Origin of the sequence: Vallitalea longa (genome assembly GCF_027923465.1) — a bacterium.
In the GTDB taxonomy this organism is placed as follows: Bacteria; Bacillota; Clostridia; order Lachnospirales; family Vallitaleaceae; genus Vallitalea; species Vallitalea longa.
This window is the reverse complement of sequence record NZ_BRLB01000001.1, coordinates 1,010,809-1,034,518: the sequence shown is the minus strand read 5'-3', so window position 1 is coordinate 1,034,518 and position 23,710 is coordinate 1,010,809. Positions and strand designations below refer to the sequence as shown.

Genomic DNA, 23,710 nt, shown 5'->3' with positions numbered 1-23,710 from the left:
CGATGGATAGATTAAAACAGCATTACAGTGAGACTAAAGATTTTCTTGGAAAGAAGAAACCAGGTATGAAAAAATTCCTGTTCGGTATGAAGAATAATGATGGTTTCATTTATAAGTTATGCGTATATTTTATACTGATTGTATTCAGTTTCGTGTTTCTATATCCACTTATATATATGATATCCATAAGTCTCATGTCTAATATTGACTTAGTCGATAATACAGTACAATGGATACCTTCCAAACTATATACATTCAATTATAAAATGACATGGAAAGCTCTTAATCTACCTAACTCTTATTTTACGACAGCTCTATTGGCAGGACTTTCAATGTTATGTGTAGCTATTTCATCAGGAGTTATAGGTTATGGATTGGCAAGATTCGATTTTAGAGGCAAGAAGTTAGTGCTTGTGTTAATGCTATTTACGTTCATAGTACCCAAGACGTTATTTTTCATACCTAGATTCCAGATATATTCTGCATTAGGATTGAAGGGTAATCTAGGTGCCATATTGATTCCAGCACTGACAGGGCAGGGAGAACAGGCAGCACTTTTCATTCTGATTTTCTATCAGTTCTTTAAAATGATACCTAAGTCTCTAGAGGAAGCCGCATTTATAGATGGAGCAGGACCATTCAAGACATTTATCAAAATAGCTGTACCTATGGCAGGACCTGCATTGATTATAGTATGTGTATATAGTTTCTCATTATATTGGAACGAAACATTCTCCACATCACTATACTTGGATGGAAAATTAAAGACAGTACCTATGTTGTTGGGTAATCTACAAAATAATTTTGGGCAGGTCATATCCCAAAGTGTTAAAGGAGATGCAAGTGTCAATCCTAATCTTAATTTTACTGAAGCCAAAATATTTGCGGGAACAATACTTTCAATCATTCCGTTGGCGGCATTGTATCTGTTCATACAAAGATGGTTTGTAGAGAGTATAGATAAGACAGGTATTACTGGAGAATAATATAATATAATTATAAAAATACTGTTGACATTAGTAGATATTTGTTGTAAATTAAGTGTAACGGATTACATAAGCTATATTAGTAAAAAATCAGGCATAATAGTAAATTAATGTAAACAATTACAAAAATATTAGGAGGTTAAGTATGCCAACTATACAAGAGGTGGCTAAACAAGCAGGCGTATCTGTTGCTACTGTTTCTAGAGTACTGAATAATAGTGGAGCAGTCTCAGTGAATACTAGAAATAAAGTTCAATCTGTTATTGATGAATTGAACTATCAGCCAAATCTATTAGGAAGGAACTTAAGACGATCAGAAACAAGAATGATATTAGTGTTACTAGAAAATATAGCTAATCCATTTTATTCTAAGATCGTAAAGGGAATGGAAGATACAGCACATGAAAATGGATATAATGTTTTAATCTGTAATACCAATACAGATATTAATCTGGAAAATGTCTATCTTGATTTTCTTAGAAATAAACTAGTAGACGGAGTAATTTTCGCTTGTACTGCTATGGGTACTAAAGAATTTAACAAGTTAGCCGAACAATATCCTGTTGTATTATGTAATGAATATAATAAGGACATAAAAGCTCCTATTATAACTATAGATAATGAAGTTGCAGGTTATGATGCTACTTCACATTTAATCAAGCTAGGTCATAGGAAAATAGCTATGATAACAGTCAATAATGTAGGATCATCTTATGATAGGATGAATGGCTACAGAAGAGCATTAAAAGATGCTTCATTGCAACTTAATGATGAATACATCGTTTATCAAAACTTTTCTTATAAAGGTGGAATAAGAGGAATAAAACAATTATTTGAACTAGAAGAACCACCGACAGCAGTTTTTTGTATATCAGATTTAGTTGCAGTGGGTGCTATAAAAGAATTAAAAAGACAAGGGCTGAAAGTCCCCAAGGATGTAGCTATTATGGGATTTGATAATAATAGTATAGCACCTATGTATGAGCCATCCATCACGACTATAGCACAACCTAGATATGATATTGGTAAGAAAACAATGGAAATAATGTTTGAAAGAATTAAAGGAAATCTGAATAGTAGTTATATAGTAAAGCTTGAACATGAACTTATTGTCAGAGAATCAACACTTCCATCTGTACATTAAATAATATATGAAACAAATTTATATAAAATATGAAAAACACAAGGAGGAATCATAATAATGAGTGATAAGTTAAAAGCTGGTATTATAGGTTGTGGAGGTATAGCTAATGGAAAGCATATGCCAAGTATCAAGAAAGTTGAACAAGTTGAATTAATTGCTTTTTGTGACATTGTGGAAGAAAGAGCAGTGAAAGCTAGTAAAGATTTTGGAAAATCTGATGCCAAATGCTATACTGACTATAAGAAAATGTTAGCGGATAATAATTTGGATGTAGTATATGTATGTACTCCTAATAGAGAACATAGTTTCATTACTATAGATGCTCTTGAAGCAGGTTGTCATGTAATGTGTGAAAAACCAATGGCTAAGACAGTAAAAGAAGCAGAAGCAATGGTAGAAGCAGCCAAGAGGACAGGCAAAAAGCTTACCATAGGTTATCAAAATAGATTTAGAGCTGATTCACAATATCTAAAGAAAGCTTGCCAAAGAGGGGACCTAGGAGATGTATACTTCGCTAAGGCACATGCCATAAGAAGAAGAGCAGTACCAACATGGGGTGTATTCCTTAACGAAGAAGAACAAGGTGGAGGTCCTTTGATAGATATCGGAACACACGCTCTTGATTTGACTCTATGGTGTATGGATAACTATAAACCAGTAAGAGTAGTAGGTACTACTTATAAAAAATTAGGAGACCAAAGAGATACAGGTAATGCTTGGGGAGACTGGAAACAAGATGAATTCACTGTAGAAGATTCAGCATTCGGATTTGTAACTATGGAAGATGGTGCTACAATAATTCTAGAATCAAGTTGGGCACTTAATACTCTTGAAACAGGAGAAGCTAAGACAACACTTTGTGGAACAAAAGCAGGAGCTGACATGAAAGATGGACTTAGAATAAATGGGGCCGATCTTGGTAAATTATATGTGAAAAAACCTGGGCTAAGTGCTGATGGAGTAGATTTCTTTGAAGGCGATAGCTGTAATCCTGCTGAAGTCGAAGCAAAAAGTTTCATAGATTGTATCATCAATGATACAGAACCAGTAGTTAAGCCTGAAGAAGCTTTAGTAGTCACTAAGATATTAGAAGCTATCTATAAATCAGCAAAAATTGGAAAAGAAATAGTATTAGATTAACAAATACAATAAATTATTATTAAGGAAGGAGTACATATTATGAAATTAGGAGTATTTACACCATTATTAAATAGCCAACCACTAGATGAGGCACTAAAATATCTAAATAAATTAGGCGTTACTATGGTTGAAATAGGAGCAGGAGGATATCCAGGTACAGCTCATGCCAACCCAGATATATTACTTCACGATGATGCCAAGTTAGAAGAATTCAAGAACACTGTCAAGAAATATGATATGGAAATAAGTGCATTAAGCTGTCATGGAAACCCAGTACACCCTGATAAAGAAGTAGCTAAGAAATTCCATGATGATTTTGAGAAAACTATATTACTAGCTGAAAAACTTGGTATTAATCAAATAAATACATTCTCAGGTTGTCCAGGTGGTTCCAAAGATGACAAAACACCTAACTGGGTAACTTGTCCATGGCCAGATGATTTTTCTAGAATCTTAGAATATCAATGGAATGAAGTATTGATACCTTATTGGAAAAAGGCAGTAGCTTTCGCAAAAGAGCATGGTGTCAATAAGATCGCATTTGAGATGCATCCTGGTTTCTGTGTATATAATCCATATACTCTATTGAAACTTCGTAATGCAGTCGGTGAAGAAATAGGAGCTAACTTTGATCCAAGCCATCTATTCTGGCAAGGAATCGATCCTGTAGCTGCCATAAGAGAATTAGGAGATTGTATTTTCCATTTCCATGCAAAAGATACAAAAATAGATAAAATCAACTGTGCGGTAAATGGAGTTCTTGATACTAGACACTATGGTGATGAAATAAATCGTTCTTGGATATTCAGAACAGTTGGTTACGGTAATGATTATTCTACATGGAAAGATATAGTCAGTGCACTTAGGATGGTAGGTTATGATTACGCTATCAGTATCGAGCATGAAGATTCATTAATGTCTGTTAACGAAGGATTAACAAAAGCAGTAACATTTTTAAAAGAAGTCATGACTTTTGAAAGTACTAGTGGAATGTGGTGGGCATAAACATATAAGAAACATTAATCTTTCTAGTATCATTTAGTTGATATGATGTAATAGTTTGTAGTATAATAAATAGTTATAATAGAGCTAACATATAAAGTAAAAACTATATTAATGATGGAGATGAGTAACAATGTTTAGAGTTGGGATTGTAGGATGTGGAAACATTTATCCAATGCATGCTTATCCTGTAAATGAGCTTGAATGCACTGAAGTTGTAGCAATATGTGATATTAAGGAAGATAGAGCAAAGGCAAAATCACAAGAACTAGGATGTAAGTATTATACGGATTATAAAGAAATGATTGATAAAGAGAATTTGGATGTCATTCATATATGTACACCTCATTATATGCATCCACCAATAGCCATTTATGCAGCACAGAAGAAAGTTAATGTTCTAACTGAAAAACCTATGTCAATAAAATTGGAAGACGCTAAGAAAATGATTGATACAGCTAAAGATAATGATGTTACCCTTGGTGTCATATTCCAAAATAGATATAATAAAGGTTCACAGCTCATTAAACGTACTTTGGAATCTGGCGAATTAGGTAAAATAATATCTGGTAAGCTATCAGTAACATGGGATAGGTCAGACGAATATTATACAAAAAGCGATTGGAAGGGAACTTGGGACAAAGAAGGCGGCGGAGTCATTATTGACCAAGCTATCCACACTATGGATTTGATGCGTTGGCTTATAGATAGTGAAATTGAATACATAGACGCAAATATAAGTAATAGAGCACATGAAATCATCGAAGTTGAAGATTCAGCAGAAGGTGTAATAAAATACAAGAACGGTATATTTACAGGATTTTACGCTATTAATTATTATGGATATGATGCTCCTGTAGAGATAGAGATTTATTGTGAAAATGGAATCGCTAGTATGAAAGCGGATAAGGCTACTATTAAATTTAATGATGGCAGAACATTTATAGCTGATGCAGATCCAAATGAGACATTTGATTATGGAAATGTAAAAAGTTATTGGGGAGTAAGCCATATAAAACAAATCAAAAATTATTATAATAGTTTATTGAATGGTACGAAGCCTGATATTACTGGTGAAGAAGCCTATAAAACTCAGAAAATGATATGCGCTATCTATGATGGCGGTAAACAGAAAAAAAGAATAATGTTTTAAGATATTTCAAGAAAGCTATTTCCATAGATATATAGAAATAGCTTTCTTTGTTCTTATACATACTTAATTAAAGAAGTATTCGGTCATTATAGATCCACTCCTTTAGAGAGAAGCACAGATGAGGTTACATATAGTATAAGCATAACCACACAACTATATATGATTGAGGATGTTGAATATTGCATTGCCATATTATTATTGCTTATCATAATTGAAGTAGAATCATAAGTGGTAACTAAAGTCTGTACATAAGTTATTATTCCTTGAAGAACTAAGAAAATAATAAAACTAAATAATCCACCAGCTTTTACATTGGCTAATAAAGTTTTTCTGATGGTTATAGCCAAGTAAATTGTAGTAATAAAACTAAACCAACTTATTACAAATGATAGAACAATAAATACTATTTCTGATGTTGATGGTTGTGAGAATATACTTTTCAAAATATCTAATAATTCTTGAGCTTGAGGATTGTTTAAATATTTATCATATACTATTTGATAGTTTATATATAAACATCCGAAAAGTAATGATAGACCAACAGTTGCTTCTATTAAGCTGACTAATAATTTAGAACCTATAATTTTTGAAGAACTGTTTGGTGTTAAAAATAACATATATCCAGATTTTTTATATAAATCCGAGGAATACATAGTAATACTGTCAATCAGTAAAAATATGAACATGCCAAAGATTGACAATAACATTATAATTAAAGTATAGGGAAGTGAGGAACTTCCTTTGTATATAGTATATAAACTAATTCCTTCAAGTATTGCAAATATAACAATACAGATTCCTAGATTTTTGATTTTTCTTAGAAACTCGTATTTAATTAATTTCAACATTATGCGTATACCTCCTTGTAAAGTTCTACGATAGATTTACCTCTTTCTCCTCTTACGGTTTCTGCACTGCCTATAAGTACTAATTCACCGTTTTTCAAGAAGATTACTTCATCTAGTATTTTCTCCATTTCATCAACTAAATGGCTTGATACGATTATTGTATTATTTTCATTAGCACATTTTACAATGGATTTTAATATTTTTTCTCTTGCAACAAGGTCGATACCATTGAGTGGTTCATCTAACATTATTAATTTTGCATCTCTTGATAGAGTAACAGCAATTTTCATTTTTGATGCCATACCTGATGAAAGGGAAGAAACTCTGAGATCCATTTTTAGATCCATGAAATCTATAAGTTCTTCAAATCTTTCCATATTAAAATCTTCATAAAAATCTTGATAGTATTTTCCTACAGTTCTTATTTTCATATATGGATATATGAAGTTTTCTGTTGACATATATGCAGTTACGTTTTTGGTTTTTACACCTACTTTATTTCCTTCTATTGATATTTGCCCAGATGAAGGGTTGAGTAGACCTGCAACCATCTTCATTGTAGTTGTTTTACCACTACCGTTAGGTCCTAAGAAACCATATATTTTACCTTTTTTTACTGAAAAGCTTATATTTTTTATTGCCTTTTTTGTTAAATATCCTTTAGAAAGATTATTAATTTCTAGTAACATTATTTTGCCTCACTTTCTTTTTTTATGATTGCTATTAACATATCTTTGGTATATCCAAGTTCTATCATACCATTTATGAAATTATTAATTAAATCTTTTGCCATATCGTCTCGTATGTGATCTATTTTAGTTTGGGATTCTGTAACAAAAGTACCTAAACCTCTTTTGGTAAAAGTAATTTCATCTCTTTCCATCTCTTTATATATTCTGCCAGAAGTATTAGGATTTATACCATATTCAATAGCCAATTCCCTAGTTGAAGGAAGTTTTTCTCCAGGGGATAGCTTGCCAGTTGCTATATCTTTTTTCAGTAATGTGATTATTTGTAAATATATTGGAGTACTATTGTCAAAATCCACACACACACCTCCATGAACATTATCTGATTACTAGTGCACTAGTTAGATAGTACACCATTGTTTTGGATTTGTCAACAGCTACAATAATAATTATAAAATTTTACTATAATGCATTAAATTTTGGATTTAATAAAGAAATAATTAAATATTTCTAATAAAAAAAGGTTTACATGAAGAAGTAAAGAATATAATAGTATATAGAAAGTTAATATTTTAACTAAGATAATTGTATAATTACCTTCTGCTGATTTATATAGTACAATATGTTGGATTTGAACTACTATTATAATCTGCATATTGTGTGTATCGAATTAAATTAAGGATTATGTAATTATCTCAACTAATAATATATATGAAAATTTAATAAGTATAAACGAAAAATAATATTAACTATTATTAAAAAGAGGTGATTGGATGAATATAAATTCAATAATGAAAAAAGTAGAAGAACTAAGGACAATCTCTATCGATGATAATTTAGGTAAAGGACTTAGAGTTATTGAAGATAATGATTTACTTTCTTTACCTGTACTAGAAGGGAAAAAATTCATAGGAGTATTGTCAAGGCAATATGTATATGAATTGTATTTCAAAGAAGATGGAGGGGATAAAGAGAAATTTCTACAAAGAAAAGTAGAAGAATTTATGAGGACCAAGGTTCCTTCTGTAAACAATTCAAATATGTTAATAGACGAAGCGGCGGCGATGTTTTTTGCTAATAATAAGTTAAGATTTATTCCAGTGGTTAATGGAGAAGAAGAATTGATTGGTATTATTACTAAAAAAGCTATACTTGAAAGATTTAAATTCATTTATGGTATGGATGAGCCAAGATTAGTGATTTATATATATGATTTCAAAGGAAAACTGGCTAAAATAACTGATATTATTGCAAAAGCAGGAGGAAATATCAGGAATATAGTTCAGGCTGATACAGAAGTATTGGGATTACAAGAGATAACATTAAGAGTAAAAGCAAATGATATACAAAAAGTTATTAAAAGTTTGAACAATCATGGTTTTGAGGTAAGAGAGTTTAGTGATAATTAATTGAAAGTGAAATTTATTAATAAAAATGGACTTCGTTTAGGATACTAAACAAAGTCCATCTTTTATATATGATTTTGATATATATTATTAACCTATAACAGCTTCTGCAAATTTTTTCCCGAATCCATAGGCTTCATCTAATTGTTCATCTGACGGATTGAATTTGATTTTTAGTCCTTCTACAGGCATTTTGAAACGAAGTTGTTTAAAACGGCCTTCAATATTAGGAACAGCTTCACCGCTCCAACCATATGATCCGAAAGCACCAGCTAATTTACCTTTATGAATAATAGGATTAAGGGAAGTAAGAATATCCCATATAGGTGGAAGTGCGTCGGATACAATTGTAGGAGAACCAAGTATCAATCCTTTTGCAAGATTGACTTCTTTCATCACTTCATCTTTTTTTGTTTCAACTAAATCATAGAGTAATACATCTATATCCCCTATTGATTTAACACCTTCGGATATTTTTTCAGCAATTTTTTGAGTATATCCATAAGCTGAAACGTAAGCTATGACAACACTTGGTTTTTCTCTTTTTTCTTCAGTAGCCCAAGTACGATATAATTCTATATATTTATCAATATCTTTTCGTAGAATTGGACCGTGACCTGGACATATGATATCAAAATCAATATCGCTTATCTTTTTAAGAGCTTGTAATACATAAGATTTAAAAGGTCCGATTATCACATCGAAATAGTATTTATAACTATCTATGAAGTCTCCTTCTATTTTATCATTAAATATTTTTTCATCACAGTAATGACAGCCAAAAGAATCACAAGTGATTAGTGTTTTATCTTCTTTTACATATGAATACATAGTATCAGGCCAATGAAGGAATGGAGCCATAATAAATTCTATAGTTTTGTTACCAAGTTCAAGAGTTGAACCTTCTTTAGTAATGATGGAGTCAAAGTTCTTGTTTGTAATTTCTTTTAAGAATTTTATAGCCATGCTTGTACCCACTATCGTAATATTAGGATTCATATCTAACAGTTTAGCTATAGAACCAGCGTGGTCAGGTTCGGTATGGTTAACTACGATATAATCGATTTCGTCTACAGATGATACTTCATTCAATCTTTCTAAAAATTCATCAAAGAATTTAACTTTAACCGTTTCAAACAAAGCCGTTTTTTCAGTGCCTTTCACTAAATAGGAGTTGTATGTAGTGCCGTATTCTGTATACATGACAACGTCGAATAAACGTATATCATAATCAAGTGCACCAACCCAATAGATTCCCTTGTTAATTTCTAATGCTTTATTCATAATAATCTCCTTTCGTATTGTTCTGTAATGTATTTTACATTATAGTATTTTTCTCTTTTTAGAAGTTATACTTTAATTTTTAATAAATAGGATAATTCTAAATGATAATTAGTATTACCTAGTAGTAGATTAACACAGCTTTTTCATAAAGTCAATATTCCATAATTATTAAAAAATATTTAATTGAATAGACCATCTATGTTAGCAATGATATTGATATAATATAGTCAATTTCCGAATGGAATATAACATAAAGTAATGTTGTTTTGAAAGTAAATATAGTCCCGAAATAAATTGAAATAGCACTTATATTCTTATGTTTATGAAGATTCTTGATTACTTTGACAGTATGTGATTATTAAAGTGAAGATTAGAATAAATAACTCAATCAAGTAAAATTCCCTTTGTGCATATAAAATATTATGTTATAATAAATTAATTAAGAAACACATGAGGTATCTTATCTTAATAACATAGCGGAGGATAAACTAATGAATAAGAAAGGGTTAGCGAAACTAAAGATTGATTTGAAACCTACACAGATACTTGTGTTGGGGTTTTTATTTCTTATAATTATTGGAGCAATATTATTGAATTTACCTATAGCCACTAATGCAAAAAAAAGTATAGGATTTATAGATGCTTTATTTACATCGACTTCAGCAGTATGTGTAACAGGACTTGTTGTAGTTAATACTCTTGACTATTGGAGTATGTTTGGAAAAGTAGTTATTTTGGTCTTGATTCAAATTGGTGGACTTGGTTTTATGACTTTTGCAACAACCTTCTTCATAATTTTAGGAAGAAAGATAAGGTTGAAAGAAAGACTTATCATCCAAGAGGCACTTAATCAATATACATTATCCGGTATGGTGAGATTAACTAAAAATGTACTATTGGGTACATTATTAATAGAAGGAATCGGAGCAGCATTCTTATCTATAAGATTTGTTCCTGTAGATGGAGCGTATGGTATATTCAAAGCAATATTTCATTCAATATCAGCCTTTTGTAATGCAGGGTTTGATATAGTAGGTGATAGTAGTTTGAGCCCTTATATAGGTGATATCATCATTAATATAACGGTAATGCTTCTCATTATATTAGGAGGACTTGGATTTACTGTTTGGATTGATATACTTAGAGTGTTGAAACAAAAATTTAATGATAAGTTGAATTTAAAAAGGACCTTCAGAAAATTCACTTTGCATACTAAGATAGTATTGGTTCTAACATTTGCATTGATTTTAATAGGATTTATATTTTTCTTTATATTGGAAACAACGAATCCAGATACCCTAGGAAATCTATCTATGAAAGATAAAATCCTTGGTTCACTATTTCAAGCTGTTACACCAAGGACGGCAGGATTCAATACAATGCCCCTTGCCAATATGACACATGGTTCGAAGTTCATGACAATCATTTTGATGTTTATTGGAGGTTCGCCAGCAGGTACAGCAGGTGGTGTTAAAACCGTTACCATGGGAGTTATTATTTTAACTGTCATATCTGGTATTAGAGGGAAAGAAAGAACTGAAGCTTTTGAGAGAACAATACCAGAAGATATTATAAAAAGAGCATTAGCTGTGATAACTATTGGATTTACTGTTATTGTTACAGTAACTATGATTCTATCTGTTACGGAATCAGGAACTTTTATGGAGATATTATTTGAAACAGTATCAGCTTTTGCAACAGTAGGACTTACACTTGGAATAACTGGAAGTTTAACTACTATCGGAAAGATAGTTATCTGCATTACCATGTTTATAGGAAGACTTGGACCACTTACAATAGCAGTTGCTCTTTCTATGAAAGCAAGATCAAAAGCTACTATGAAGAAACCTGAAGAAAAGGTAATGGTAGGATAGGTTATATAATTGAAAGGAAGGTAAAATACTTATGGCAAAAAAAAGAGATTTCGTAGTATTTGGATTAGGGAAATTTGGAAAAAGTGTTGCAGAAACATTAAGTATGTATGATTGTGATGTACTTGCGATTGATAAAAATGAAGAAATTATTCAAGATATAGCATCTACAGTAACACATGCGGTTCAAGCCGATGTTACTGATCAAGATGCCCTCAATGCTCTTGGTGTTAGAAACTTTGATGCTGCTATAATTGCTATTTCCAATGATATGCAGTCTAGTATTATGGCAACAATATTAGTTAAGGATATGGGAGTGCCATATGTTCTTGCAAAAGCACAGAATGAAGTTCATAAAAAAGTCCTTGAGAAAGTTGGGGCAGATAAAGTTGTTTTCCCTGAGAGAGAGATTGGTGTCAGAATAGCCAACAATCTGATATCGGATAATTTTGTTGATTATATTGAATTGTCAGAAGACTATAGTATAGTAGAAGTTTCCATATTGGACGAGTGGATAGGTAAAAGCCTGAAAGAATTGGATATGAGACCTAGATATGGAATGAATGTAATGGCAATTAAACAAGAAGCCAATATCAATATTACTCCTGGACCTGATGTAACATTAGAAGAAGGAGATGTACTGGTTGTAGTTGGAAGTAACAAAGATCTCAAAAAGATTAACATAATAAAAGATTAGGAATGAATTATATGATTACAAGTATACAAAATCCTAAAATAAAAGCAGTAGTACAGTTACTTAATAAGGCTAAGACAAGAAAAAAAGAAGCCTCATTTATTGTTGAAGGGAAAAAAACAATAAATGAGATAGATGTAAGTCGCATTCATGAAATATTTATGACAGAAACTTTTTTTGAAAAAGAACAAAATCTCGTTAAGGGATTTATAGAGAAAAAAGTTAAAATAGAGATAGTTAATGATTCTGTTATGAAACATATATCTAATTCTGTTACACCTCAAGGAATTCTTGGGATTATTAGAATCGTACCTATGAAATTGAATATAATGATTAATAGTAACCCATTAATCATCATTTTAGAGAACATACAAGACCCTGGTAATCTTGGAACTATTATAAGAACTTGTGATGCAGTAAAAGCAAGTGGTGTTATAATATCAAAAGGCTCAGTGGACTTATATAATCCTAAGGTCGTAAGAGCGACAATGGGATCTATATTCCGGGTGCCGGTAATTACGGATAGTGATTTAATAGAAGATATCAAAATACTTAAAAGCAATAATATAGAAATCATAGCTTCACATTTACAAGGCAGTGATAATCTATATAAATGTAATTTAACACGGGGAATAGGTGTTTTAATAGGTAATGAAGGTAATGGACTTACTGATGAGGTAGTTGGTCTAGCCAATAGAAATATTAAGATTCCTATGATTGGAAAGTCAGAATCACTAAATGCAGGAGTTGCGACAAGTATAATAGCATATGAAGCATTAAGGCAAAGAAAATATATGTAACAGCAAAGATATTATGAATTGATTAGAATATAAAAGAAGTTGTGAAGAATTAAAAATAAACCTTCACAACTTCTTAATTTTATGTTATCATATAAATGATAATGAATGTCATTATCATAATGGAGGTGTCTTATGAGAACTTGTATAAATAATAAAGAATGTATATTTAATAATGTATGTAGTGATTATGAAAAGAGATTACTGAAAACCATAAGTCCAGTAATAAAAGGGATAAAGCCAGCAGAGATAATCAGTATACCAAAGAATGAAGATAATATGAAAGGTAAGTTGAAATTATTGATTAGCCTTATCAACAGATGCGATAAGATAAAAGGAAAAGTAATAAATTATTCTACCAAGAGTTATAAGGTATTTATTTATAATGAAATTTCTTTGGAAAAGATACTGCTTAGAAAAAATATTGTTAATTTTTTAGCGATGTGTGGATATAGTACTAATTACCTTCTGAATGATTACTTAAATGGACTTTATACGAAAATAAGTAAAGGGCAGATTCCTGATGAGATAGGTATTTTTTTAGGGTATCCCCTTAAAGATGTTATGGGATTCATGGGAGTAGTCAATCTACCTTTGACAAAAGTTAATTATTGGAGAATTTATGGTGATGCTAATATATCAGACAAATTATTTGATAATATTCAAAAGGTAAAACAGCATACAGAAAGACTTCTTATACATAAAACACCTCAACAAGTTTTTGAATTATTAATATGTTAATATGGAGGTAAATAAAATGGATAAAGTTTTAATTGTTTATTGGAGTGGAACTGGTAACACAGAAGCAATGGCAAATGCTATTGCGAAAGGTATAGAATCAGAGGGAAAAGAAGTTGATATTGTTCCTGTTGATTCGGCAAATGAAGACATGATAAAGGAAGTTACTTATGTAGCTCTTGGATGCCCATCCATGGGAGTAGAATCACTAGAAGAAGATGAAATGGAACCCTTTGTAGAAAGTCTCAAAAATATTGATTGGTCAGATAAAAAATTAGCTCTTTTCGGTTCTTATGATTGGGGCGATGGTGAATGGATGAGAAATTGGAAAGATAGAATGGAATCATATGGTGCTAAGTTGGTAGCTGATGGTTTAATAGTAAATCTTGAACCACAAGGTGAAGAATTGGATAATTGTACAGAATTAGGTAAAACTCTTGTAAATGCATAGATAATCTAAAAAGGCTTTATTAGTTTTATTTATAATAAAGCCTTTTATAATTTTTTTGGTTACAAAGCTATTTGCCATTGGTGATAAATAAAAGTTAACATGAATCAATTAAATATCTAAATGGCATCTATAGATTTGGATTGAATTTTTGTAGTTTCTTGTTAACATCCTCACGTGTAACAGTGTTAAGAGCATTAATATTACACGAAGCCGTTTTCTTATAATATTTTCTTGCTTCTTCAATGTCATTTTTCTTTTCGAATATCAATCCCATATAATAGTTACTATCAGGCATGTTGGGATTAATTTCCAATGCTGATTTTAGATATTTGAAAGCTTTATCATAGTCTTTCATCTCGTAATATATTTGACCAAGATTATCAAGTGCAGGTGCATGCTTTGCATTTAGCATCAAAGCTTTTTTACTATTTTCTATTGCTTTGTCGTAATCTTTTTTTAACAAATACAGATAACCTATAGTGGTATAATCTTGAGCATATACATAAGAATTAGTTTTTATGACATATTCTTTTTCTTCATTACTATCTATTGATTCTTCTATCTGTTTGATGTCTTCTTCATCATTATCTTCTTCATCATCATATGTTGCAAGTTCAAAATCCTTAAATATTTTTTCGTAAATATCTATTGCTTCATCAATTTTACCAAGTTTCCAGTGACAAATTGCAATATTACATTTAATTATTTTGTTTGCAAGAAACTGAGGATTTAGACTTAGAGACTTTTTGAAAATATCTATAGCTTGTTCGATTTTATCTTCTTTTAAAAGAATTAACCCGTATGAAGTTATTATACTAATATTATTAGTATGTAGTTTATATGCTGCTCTGTAATATTTAAAAGCTTTTTTATCATTTTTAGTAACAGATTGAACTAAAATACCTATCATACCTATTGTACTTCCTAAAAATAGAAGTATTGTCAATAAAATAAAACCACCATAAAATAGTAACAATGTGCTAAGTGGCAGATGCTTTATAACGATAACAAATATATAGCAGGCTATAAAATATATTATTGCAATAAATTTCCATTTCTTACCTAAATAATCCAATTGCTTCATCTCCTTTTGATTGCTATTAATAAATGATACTACATAAGCATAAGCATTTCAACATATATAAATATTTGTTTATTAATTAATTATGGATTTTATAAACATAATTGTAAATTAAACATTTTCTAATTAAATATTAATCTGTATATATTAGAATTACTATATCATATAAAATTAAACCTCATAATTTATCAAAAAGTTAATATTTGACTTCTGAAAACAATATTTTTGATATTAAATTAATCCAATAGTAGCATAAAAAATAATAAAGTTGCATTATGTAAGATTTTTTTGTAAAATATAATAAAGTAGCTATCATAATATTAAGCATAATTGTTTTAACATAAGATTATGATATAACATATCAACTTTTTTATTAAAGGAGGTCACGGAATATGCCGGAACCATACTTAATTTGGCTTGGAGTATTAATCATATGTGTAATACTTGAAGCTGCGACTTTAGGATTAACAACAATTTGGTTTGCATTTGGAGCTTTAGCATCTTTACTGATATCTTTATTTGGAGTAGGAATTTTTATTCAGATAGTAGTCTTTATAGTTGTTTCGCTATGTTTGTTGTATTTTACAAGACCTATAGCAGTAAAAGTATTGAAAATAGGGCATGTAAAAACTAATTATGAATCAATCATAGGCAAAGTGGGAATAGTTATAGATGAAATCAATAATCTTGCTGCCAAAGGACAAGTAAAGGTTGATGGACAGACATGGAGTTGTCGTTCTATCAATGGGGATACAATAGAAAAGAGTAAGAAAGTTAAAGTTCTAGAGGTAAAAGGTGTAAAATTAATTGTTGAAGAAGTGTAATGTTTCTATAAATTATGAGGAGGAACTAATATGGAATATGTAGGAATTGGATTAATAGCATTAATAGTTATCTTAATTTTGACTAGTATCAAAGTGGTACCACAAGCACATGCTTATGTAATTGAAAGACTTGGCGCTTTTCAAACTTCTTGGTCAGTGGGATTACATATTAAGATACCACTAATTGACAAAGTTGCTAGAAGAGTATCACTAAAAGAACAAGTTCTAGACTTTCCACCACAACCAGTTATAACAAAAGACAATGTTACAATGCGAATAGATACAGTTGTATATTATCAAATAACAGATCCAAAAGCTTATGCTTATGGAATAGTTAATCCATTATCAGCAATTGAGAACTTGACAGCAACAACACTAAGAAATATAATTGGTGATTTGGAACTTGATGAAACATTGACATCTAGAGAAATCATCAATACAAAAATGAGAAGCATTCTAGATGAAGCAACAGACCCATGGGGTATTAAAGTTAATCGTGTTGAATTAAAAAATATTATACCACCTGCTGAGATTCAAGATGCTATGGAGCGTCAGATGAAAGCAGAAAGAGGAAGAAGAGAAGCTATCCTTAGAGCTGAGGGAGAGAAAAAATCAGCAGTATTAGTAGCAGAAGGTAGAAAAGAGTCAGCGATACTAGATGCAGAAGCACAAAAAGCAGCAGTTATCTTAAAAGCAGAAGCTAAGAAAGAAGCTCAAATCAGAGAAGCAGAAGGTGAAGCGGAAGCTATATTGAAAGTTCAAACAGCAACTGCAGAAGGTATTAAACAAATTAATGCATCAAAACCTTCAAGAGAAGTCATATCTATCAAGAGCTTAGAAGCATTTGAAAGAGCTGCTGACGGTAAAGCAACTAAGATAATCATTCCATCAGAAATACAAGGATTAGCAGGTTTAGCTAAATCAGTTGTAGAAATTGCTAAAGATGATACAGTTGACTAAATTATGTACTATTTAACTTAGTAGATGCATTAAATATGTTAAATTTAATTTAAGTTAAATGATATGATGGGCTAGCTTATGGTATAATAATGGTTAGCCCATATTAAATGAACTAATTTAGTGTATCAAAAGGAGAAATATTAATGAAAGAATTAAAAAAAATATCGTATAAAGATTTTATTATGGTAGCTATACTTTTAGCTAAGATAGTATGTTTTTATTTACTAATCGGATTTCAGAAATCAAGTATTATTATAGGTGCAATCACATTTGTATTTTTTGTAGTAATTTTTATAGCATATTTATTTAGTGATAGTAAGCATTGTAATAGATCATTTTTGATTGTTTATTCCCTGCTTACGTTATTAATGTTTGCAGATTGTTTGTATTATAGCTATTTCAATCAATTACCATCAGTAAATCAAGTAGCTCAGATGAATAACTTGATTGTGGTTGATGAAAGTATTAAATTTACAACACCACCAATAAGTATCTTATTATTTATAGATATACCATTTTATTATATCTATTTCAAGAAAAAAAGAGAATTAGTAACAGGAAATATTACTAATTTCAAACCATATAAGAGAATTATTACATCATTGCTAGTGGCTTTAATGTTATTGATGTCATGGAATCCAATGAATGTGGATGCAATAAAAGCAGTGAGTAATACTGAATTTTTGACTTATCATATAAATGATATATATACAAAAGTATTCGGTTACAAAGATAATGACATAAAAAATAATGAAGATGTTGATACAGTTCTTAGTAAATTAGAATCAGAAAGATCGACAGAGAAAAAATTTAATGGAATTGCTAAAGGTAGAAATCTGATAGTGATTCAAGTTGAATCAATGCAGAATTTTCCAATTAACGCTTATTATGAAGGACAAGAATTGACACCAAACCTTAATAAATTAATTAAAGGCGATTCATTATACTTTGAAAATTATTACCAGAATATTGGAAGAGGAAATACCTCTGATGCAGAATTTTCAACTCAGAACTCTATATATCCAGTAATTGATGGTGAATGTTATAGATTATATGAAAATAACACATTTTATGGTTTACCATGGATAATGAGAGAAAATGGATACAAGACAACAGTATTTCATGGCTATAAAGCAGATTTCTGGAATAGAGAAGCAGCTTACCCTAATCAAGGGTTTGAAGATTACATAAGTCTTGAAGATATGAATATGGATGAGAAAATAGGCTTTGGTATATCAGATGTAAGTATGTTTAAGCAAGCAGCTGAACACATAGAAAAAATGGAAAAACCTTTTTATTCTTTCCTAATAACATTATCATGCCATCATCCTTATCTATTTCCTGACAAATACAATACTATCCAATTGAATCAAAAGGATAAAGGAACAGTATTTGGTAACTATTTACAGGGAGTTCATTATTCTGATATGGCAATAGGAACGTTTATAGAAGAATTAAAAGAAAAAGGGTTATATGATGACTCTATAATTGCTATATATGGTGACCACCATGGACTTAATTGTAAAGATGCTAGTAATTATGAATGTATGACAAGATATTTGGGCAAAGATTATGACTATAATGAAATGCTTAACATACCTTTAATTATTAATGTACCTGGTGCTAATGTAAACGAAACTATATCTACTGTAGGAGGTCAAGTTGACTTTTTACCAACAATTGCTAACTTGATGGATGTAGAAATCACTAGCAAATATATATTAGGTCATGATATCATTAATGCAGAAAAAGGATATGTTGCGTCAGTAACATATATGTTAAGAGGTTCATTCATAAATGATGATGTGATTTTCGAGATGTCGAGAGAATCATTATTCAGTACTAGTGAAGCGAAAGATTTAAAAACAGATGAAAAAATTGAGGATAATATGAAATATAAAAAATATTATGATAAAGCATTAGAGTTATTAGATACATCTAAGTATATACTTGAGAATGATCTGATAACAAGGTAATAAAAATTCATAGTATAAAATTATATGCATCTAAATTATAAGAAAAAAGTAGATCTAGGATTTATTTGAATGCTTTTAGCTTTAATTAATTTAGGGGGATAAATATGAAAAAGACAATAGTAATAGTGTCAGCATCTACTGGTTATGGACATAATCAAGTAGCTGGTGCATTGAAATTAGAATTTGAAGAAAAAGGATATGAGGCTGTAATAGTTGAACCATTAAAAGAAGTTAGTAAATCACTAGATATTCTAGTGTCAGATGGTTACAAAATACTTGCGACTTTGATGCCTAAGATGTACGGAACTATTTATAAGATCAGTAATAATGAAACTATGAATAAGCCTGTAGCTAAGATTTTCATAAAAGCATTGACTGATAAAATAGAGGAAATAGTCAACTTCGAAAATGCGAGTTTAATTATAAGTACACATCCTTTGCTAGTAGATGTAATATCTTCACTAAAAGGTGATGGAATAATTAATATACCATTTCTATCAGTAGTAACTGATTTTCTTCCACATCAAAGCTATATAAGCGATCATGTTGACGCTTATTTAGTTGGAAGCGCTTATACGAAAAATGGTATTGTAGCTAGAGGAATAAGCCCTGATAAGGTTTATAGCTATGGAATTCCTATTAAGAGGATTTTTAGAGAAGATGTGGTTACTGAGAAAAAAGAAGACATATTTACCATCTTATTAATGGGTGGAAGTATGGGAGTAAGTTCAATCAAGAAAGCACTTAAGAATCTATTGAATATTGAAGATAAGTTAAAAATTATCGTAGTATGTGGTAACAATGATACGTTAAAAAATTCACTAGACGATAAGTATGGAGAATATATACCAGATAAGTTCATTCAGATTCTAGGATTTACAGATAAGATACCAGAACTTATGGAATTATCTGATGTAATCGTCACTAAACCAGGTGGACTTACAGTAACAGAAGCTTTAACTAAGAATATACCAATGATTATACCTTATTTCATTCCAGGGCAAGAAGAAGAAAATGCAGAAGTTCTTGTTAATGCTGGGGCAGCCATAAAGATAGATAGTGTCAAAGAGTTGGATGAAGTCGTAACGGTTCTAATGAATGATCCAAGTAAAATCAATTGGTTGAAACAAAATATGAAAGACATGTGTAAAGATCATTCTATAGATAAGACGATAAAATTATGTATAAACCTAATGGAAAAAAATGAATCCTTCACGGAGGATATGAAATGCAAAACAAATGTGAAATATTAATACTTACAGCTGATTTTGGAAGTGGACATAAATCAGTATCAAAAGCTATTAAGAATTATATAACAGATGTAGATAGTAGCATAACAATACAAATAGTTGACATGTATAAAATAATAAGGCCAAAACTTTATAAATATATATATAAATTTTTCAAGATGCTAATTAAGTATGCCTTACCTATCTATAATTTTGATTATTACAAAAAAAACAATAATGATAATTTTGGTAAGTTGCACTCTTGTTTTAGATCTAGCTCAAAAAGATTAGCTAGATATTTGGAAGATGTGCAACCTTCCATTATCATATCAACTTTTCCCACATGTTCTGCTTACGTAGCAAAATATAAGAAGGATAATAATGAAGATATCCCTTTAATAACTTGTATAACAGATATAGTTAAAGGGTCAGAATGGATAAACTATGAGTGCGATATGTACTTTGTTGCTACAGATAGCGTTAGAGACAGTATTATAAAAAGGGGAATCAATAAAGATTCTGTTATTACGACAGGTATTCCTATTAGGCGTCAATTTTTTGAATCAAAAAACAATGTACGATTAAAGAAACAGTATGGCATAGATAATAACGATTTCGTTATTTTGATGATGGGCGGTGGGCTAGGTCTTATCCCAAAGGAAGTTTCTTTTTATAAATGGATAGCTTCTAATAAGCGTATAAAACTATATATTATCACTGGAAAAAACAAGAAGCTTTATGATAAAATAAGTAAATATGACAGTTACGATAATATCAATATCCTTAAGTATACTGATAAAGTTGCCGATATTATGTCAGTATCCGATCTGCTCATAACTAAGCCTGGAGGAATCACATTATTTGAAACCATATCCAGCAGTCTTCCATTTATAATATATAAGCCTGTTTTGGGACAAGAATTAGAAAACTGTAAATATGTTAAAGAAAAAGGATTGGGATACGTAGTAAATACTGAAGAAGAACTAGTTGATAAAATAAGTATAATAATGGACGATGAAAATTTAAAAAATAAAATGATTGAAAATATAGATGTTCAGAAAAAAAACATTGATATGAAATCTCTAGCAGAAAACATAATAACAATATACTCAAGGAATTAATATTTTCAGTAAGGTAAGGTGATTTTATTATGATAGTATTATATATTTTTTTGATATTGCTACTTATTTTTATGCTTTATATGGTTATACCGAATTATATAGCAAGAAATAAATCAAACGATGTGATTAAAACTATTAATAAAAATTCAAAAAAGAGTATAGCATTGACATTTGATGATGGGCCAGACCCATTATATACAAATAGATTACTTGATTTACTTGAGAAAAATAATATAAAAGCTACATTTTTTTTAGTAGCACGTAAAGCTGAAGAAAATAAAGACATTGTAGATAGAATGAAAAGAGAAGGTCATGGAATAGGAATGCATACAATGTACCATAAATCAGCTTGGCTAAGTTTTCCGTGGGAAACAATTAATGAATTCAAAAATGGACTTGATATTCTAAAAAGCCTTGGACTCCATATTACATACTATAGACCACCATGGGGAACTTTCAATGCACTTACTTTAAAACAGGCATTAAAAAACAATCTTAAGATAATTCTATGGTCAGTTGAAGCATATGACTGGAGAAAAAGTAATTCTTCAGCTAATATAGAAAATATTTTATTGAAGAGAATAAAAGATAAAGATATAATAGTTCTACATGATAGTGGAGGAGCTGAAGGTGCCCCAAATAATACACTAGGAGCATTAGAATCCACAATCCCTAAATTAAAAGACTTAGGTTTCAACTTTATTACAATTGATGAAATGATAAAAGGTTAAGTTGGTTATAATATTGTATATAGGAGAAAAAAATGAAAAAATTATTGAAGAAATTCTTTACTCACATGAATAAAAGGTATATAAAAACTCATAACTTGATTTTTATACCTGGTTCAGAATATAATTATATTTATTTAGACATAGATAAATATAAAGGAAAACCAGTTACATTGTCTGACGGTACGAGCATAAAAAAAGGCGATATGGTAATAGAGATTCATGTGAATAATGATACTGTTGACGAAGTCCCTGTAAGAAAAGTCATAAAAGTATTTTATTCTGAAACACTAGCTTTGGCAAAACAACTTAAGAGTAATGATGAATTTAAAGATATAAAAGCTATTTTTGGAAGAACAGTTTTGGCTCCCTTGACCAAGAGACTTGGTTTTGATGTATTTGAAATGAAGAGCGGTTATATGAAACGTTTTCTGAAAATATGGGATAATCTTATAAAAATCGTATTTTCTTCAACTAAGAAAGACAAAGTAAAGTTTAGAGAACCGCAAGAAGTATGGATGTCTAGAGATGCAATCATTAATAAATTGGGAGAAAAATAATTATGAAGAAAAAAATTATAGGAATAATTATAGTAGTTGTTTTTACTATAATAACGCTATATTTACTATCTTCTAGTGAAGAGATAGCTGAATTCCCTGAACTAGTTAAAAGATTAGACCTGAAATTTTTGTATATAGCAATATTATTGATGCTATTATATTTATTAATCAATTCAACAATAATATTTGTGATAGGTAAAGAAATAAGTAAAGAAATAACATTTATGAAATCAGTATATTTGTCATTTGTTGGACAATATTATAGTCTTATCACTCCTTTTGCAGCAGGTGGACAACCTGCTCAGATATTCGCGATGAAGAGTAAATATAATATTCCCATTTCTGTAGGAACTACTATTACTGTTAAGAAATTCTTAATATTTCAAGTTGTAGTTTCACTATATGCGATCAGTATGTTTTTTACTAAGATCCATTTCATAGTAAATAGATATAGTGGACTTATAGTTTTTATAGTTATAGGACTTTGTGTTAATCTTTTTGGAGGAATATTGATTATTCTATTATCATACTCAAAAGTTCTAGTTGTCAAGATACTTGATTTCATAATCCTAATTGCTAAAAAACTACATTTGGCAAAAAGAATCAAGAGAGATGTTATTGTTGAGCATATTGATGACTATGTAAAGAATATTGAAGAGATAAAAAATAACAAAAAAACTATGATTACATTAATCATTATGACTTTTGTTCAATTGACTATATATTTTTCTATAACATATTTTATATATTTATCATTAGGTTCAACAGGTGCTAATTATATAGATATATTAGCTATACAAACAATAGTGTATGTAGTAGTAAGTTTTATACCTACACCTGGAGGTGCTGGCGCTTCGGAAGGAAGCTTTTACCTGTTATTTAGAGTATTCTTTACAAGAGACGTACTTCTATATGCTATGGCACTTTGGAGAATCATTACGTACTATGGAAATATGATTTTTAGTGGATTGATATTGCTTATAGTTAGGATTTTTGGATATTTTAAACGTAAAAACAAATACGTATAG

General features: G+C 30.1%; 24 protein-coding genes. 19 read left to right on the top strand and 5 right to left on the bottom strand.

The features are described 5' to 3' along the window. The first annotated feature begins 2 nt into the window (after window positions 1-2). The 5 genes from QMG30_RS04445 to QMG30_RS04425 all read left to right on the top strand — a co-directional run bounded on the left by QMG30_RS04445 (window position 3) and on the right by QMG30_RS04425 (window position 5,425). The gene (locus tag QMG30_RS04445; RefSeq protein ID WP_281812616.1) at window positions 3-986 is read left to right on the top strand and encodes a carbohydrate ABC transporter permease; all 984 of its coding nucleotides are present in this window, start codon (window positions 3-5) and stop codon (window positions 984-986) included. A gap of 145 nt (window positions 987-1,131) precedes the next feature. Beyond that, the gene (locus tag QMG30_RS04440; RefSeq protein ID WP_281812614.1) at window positions 1,132-2,130 is read left to right on the top strand and encodes a LacI family DNA-binding transcriptional regulator; all 999 of its coding nucleotides are present in this window, start codon (window positions 1,132-1,134) and stop codon (window positions 2,128-2,130) included. 57 nt (window positions 2,131-2,187) lie between these two features. Next, window positions 2,188-3,270, top strand: coding sequence for a Gfo/Idh/MocA family protein (locus tag QMG30_RS04435; protein WP_281812612.1), 1,083 nt, complete (start codon window positions 2,188-2,190; stop codon window positions 3,268-3,270). Window positions 3,271-3,309: 39 nt separating this feature from the next. Next, window positions 3,310-4,275 (top strand): sugar phosphate isomerase/epimerase family protein, encoded by a 966-nt coding sequence (locus QMG30_RS04430; protein WP_281812610.1) that lies wholly within the window; start codon window positions 3,310-3,312, stop codon window positions 4,273-4,275. Between the two features lie 130 nt (window positions 4,276-4,405). Next, window positions 4,406-5,425 carry a Gfo/Idh/MocA family protein gene (locus tag QMG30_RS04425; protein ID WP_281812608.1) on the top strand — a complete coding sequence of 340 codons (1,020 nt, stop codon included), beginning with the start codon at window positions 4,406-4,408 and terminating at the stop codon, window positions 5,423-5,425. Between the two features lie 86 nt (window positions 5,426-5,511). On the opposite strand, the gene QMG30_RS04420 is transcribed toward QMG30_RS04425, so the two are convergent. The 3 genes from QMG30_RS04420 to QMG30_RS04410 are packed head-to-tail and all read right to left on the bottom strand — an operon-like array spanning window position 5,512 to window position 7,321. Then, the gene (locus QMG30_RS04420; RefSeq protein WP_281812606.1) at window positions 5,512-6,273 is read right to left on the bottom strand and encodes a hypothetical protein; all 762 of its coding nucleotides are present in this window, start codon (window positions 6,271-6,273) and stop codon (window positions 5,512-5,514) included. Continuing rightward, complete coding sequence (locus tag QMG30_RS04415) at window positions 6,273-6,962, bottom strand: ABC transporter ATP-binding protein (protein ID WP_281812604.1); 690 nt, start codon at window positions 6,960-6,962, stop codon at window positions 6,273-6,275. The genes QMG30_RS04420 and QMG30_RS04415 overlap by 1 nt, the downstream gene beginning before the upstream one ends. After that, window positions 6,962-7,321, bottom strand: a complete 360-nt coding sequence (locus QMG30_RS04410) for a GntR family transcriptional regulator (protein ID WP_281812602.1) — start codon at window positions 7,319-7,321, stop codon at window positions 6,962-6,964. The genes QMG30_RS04415 and QMG30_RS04410 overlap by 1 nt, the downstream gene beginning before the upstream one ends. Before the next feature lie 414 nt (window positions 7,322-7,735). Between QMG30_RS04410 and QMG30_RS04405 the strand changes: the two genes are divergently transcribed. Further along, the gene (locus QMG30_RS04405) at window positions 7,736-8,371 is read left to right on the top strand and encodes a CBS domain-containing protein (RefSeq protein ID WP_281812600.1); all 636 of its coding nucleotides are present in this window, start codon (window positions 7,736-7,738) and stop codon (window positions 8,369-8,371) included. Window positions 8,372-8,458: 87 nt separating this feature from the next. Here QMG30_RS04405 and QMG30_RS04400 read toward each other — a convergent pair whose 3' ends face one another. Beyond that, complete coding sequence (locus QMG30_RS04400; RefSeq protein WP_281812598.1) at window positions 8,459-9,652, bottom strand: FprA family A-type flavoprotein; 1,194 nt, start codon at window positions 9,650-9,652, stop codon at window positions 8,459-8,461. A gap of 491 nt (window positions 9,653-10,143) precedes the next feature. On the opposite strand from QMG30_RS04400, the gene QMG30_RS04395 reads away from it, so the two are divergent. From QMG30_RS04395 to QMG30_RS04375, 5 genes are all read left to right on the top strand, one after another. Next, the gene (locus QMG30_RS04395) at window positions 10,144-11,526 is read left to right on the top strand and encodes a TrkH family potassium uptake protein (protein ID WP_281812596.1); all 1,383 of its coding nucleotides are present in this window, start codon (window positions 10,144-10,146) and stop codon (window positions 11,524-11,526) included. A gap of 31 nt (window positions 11,527-11,557) precedes the next feature. Continuing rightward, window positions 11,558-12,220 carry a potassium channel family protein gene (locus tag QMG30_RS04390; RefSeq protein ID WP_281812594.1) on the top strand — a complete coding sequence of 221 codons (663 nt, stop codon included), beginning with the start codon at window positions 11,558-11,560 and terminating at the stop codon, window positions 12,218-12,220. A gap of 11 nt (window positions 12,221-12,231) precedes the next feature. Beyond that, the gene (locus tag QMG30_RS04385) at window positions 12,232-13,017 is read left to right on the top strand and encodes a TrmH family RNA methyltransferase (protein WP_281812592.1); all 786 of its coding nucleotides are present in this window, start codon (window positions 12,232-12,234) and stop codon (window positions 13,015-13,017) included. A gap of 132 nt (window positions 13,018-13,149) precedes the next feature. Next, entirely contained in the window at window positions 13,150-13,755 is a 606-nt protein-coding gene (locus QMG30_RS04380) for a DUF3793 family protein (RefSeq protein ID WP_281812590.1), read from the top strand. A gap of 16 nt (window positions 13,756-13,771) precedes the next feature. Further along, window positions 13,772-14,203 carry a flavodoxin gene (locus QMG30_RS04375; RefSeq protein WP_281812588.1) on the top strand — a complete coding sequence of 144 codons (432 nt, stop codon included), beginning with the start codon at window positions 13,772-13,774 and terminating at the stop codon, window positions 14,201-14,203. A 127-nt stretch (window positions 14,204-14,330) separates the two neighbouring features. Here the strand turns inward: QMG30_RS04375 and QMG30_RS04370 are convergent, their stop codons facing one another. Then, on the bottom strand, window positions 14,331-15,278 hold the full coding sequence (locus tag QMG30_RS04370) for a tetratricopeptide repeat protein (protein WP_281812586.1): 948 nt from the start codon (window positions 15,276-15,278) through the stop codon (window positions 14,331-14,333). A gap of 398 nt (window positions 15,279-15,676) precedes the next feature. On the opposite strand from QMG30_RS04370, the gene QMG30_RS04365 reads away from it, so the two are divergent. From QMG30_RS04365 to QMG30_RS04330, 8 genes are all read left to right on the top strand, one after another. Next, window positions 15,677-16,108: an NfeD family protein gene (locus QMG30_RS04365; protein WP_281812584.1), complete on the top strand. Its 432-nt coding sequence runs from the start codon at window positions 15,677-15,679 to the stop codon at window positions 16,106-16,108. A gap of 30 nt (window positions 16,109-16,138) precedes the next feature. Next, the gene (locus QMG30_RS04360; protein ID WP_281812582.1) at window positions 16,139-17,068 is read left to right on the top strand and encodes an SPFH domain-containing protein; all 930 of its coding nucleotides are present in this window, start codon (window positions 16,139-16,141) and stop codon (window positions 17,066-17,068) included. Window positions 17,069-17,211: 143 nt separating this feature from the next. Then, window positions 17,212-19,044 carry an LTA synthase family protein gene (locus tag QMG30_RS04355; protein ID WP_281812580.1) on the top strand — a complete coding sequence of 611 codons (1,833 nt, stop codon included), beginning with the start codon at window positions 17,212-17,214 and terminating at the stop codon, window positions 19,042-19,044. A gap of 104 nt (window positions 19,045-19,148) precedes the next feature. Further along, window positions 19,149-20,297 carry an MGDG synthase family glycosyltransferase gene (locus tag QMG30_RS04350; protein WP_281812578.1) on the top strand — a complete coding sequence of 383 codons (1,149 nt, stop codon included), beginning with the start codon at window positions 19,149-19,151 and terminating at the stop codon, window positions 20,295-20,297. Beyond that, complete coding sequence (locus tag QMG30_RS04345) at window positions 20,273-21,394, top strand: MGDG synthase family glycosyltransferase (RefSeq protein ID WP_281812576.1); 1,122 nt, start codon at window positions 20,273-20,275, stop codon at window positions 21,392-21,394. The genes QMG30_RS04350 and QMG30_RS04345 overlap by 25 nt, the downstream gene beginning before the upstream one ends. A 29-nt stretch (window positions 21,395-21,423) precedes the next feature. Beyond that, complete coding sequence (locus tag QMG30_RS04340; protein WP_281812574.1) at window positions 21,424-22,125, top strand: polysaccharide deacetylase family protein; 702 nt, start codon at window positions 21,424-21,426, stop codon at window positions 22,123-22,125. Window positions 22,126-22,157: 32 nt separating this feature from the next. Then, entirely contained in the window at window positions 22,158-22,682 is a 525-nt protein-coding gene (locus tag QMG30_RS04335; protein WP_281812572.1) for a YkoP family protein, read from the top strand. A gap of 2 nt (window positions 22,683-22,684) precedes the next feature. Then, entirely contained in the window at window positions 22,685-23,710 is a 1,026-nt protein-coding gene (locus QMG30_RS04330) for a lysylphosphatidylglycerol synthase transmembrane domain-containing protein (RefSeq protein ID WP_281812570.1), read from the top strand.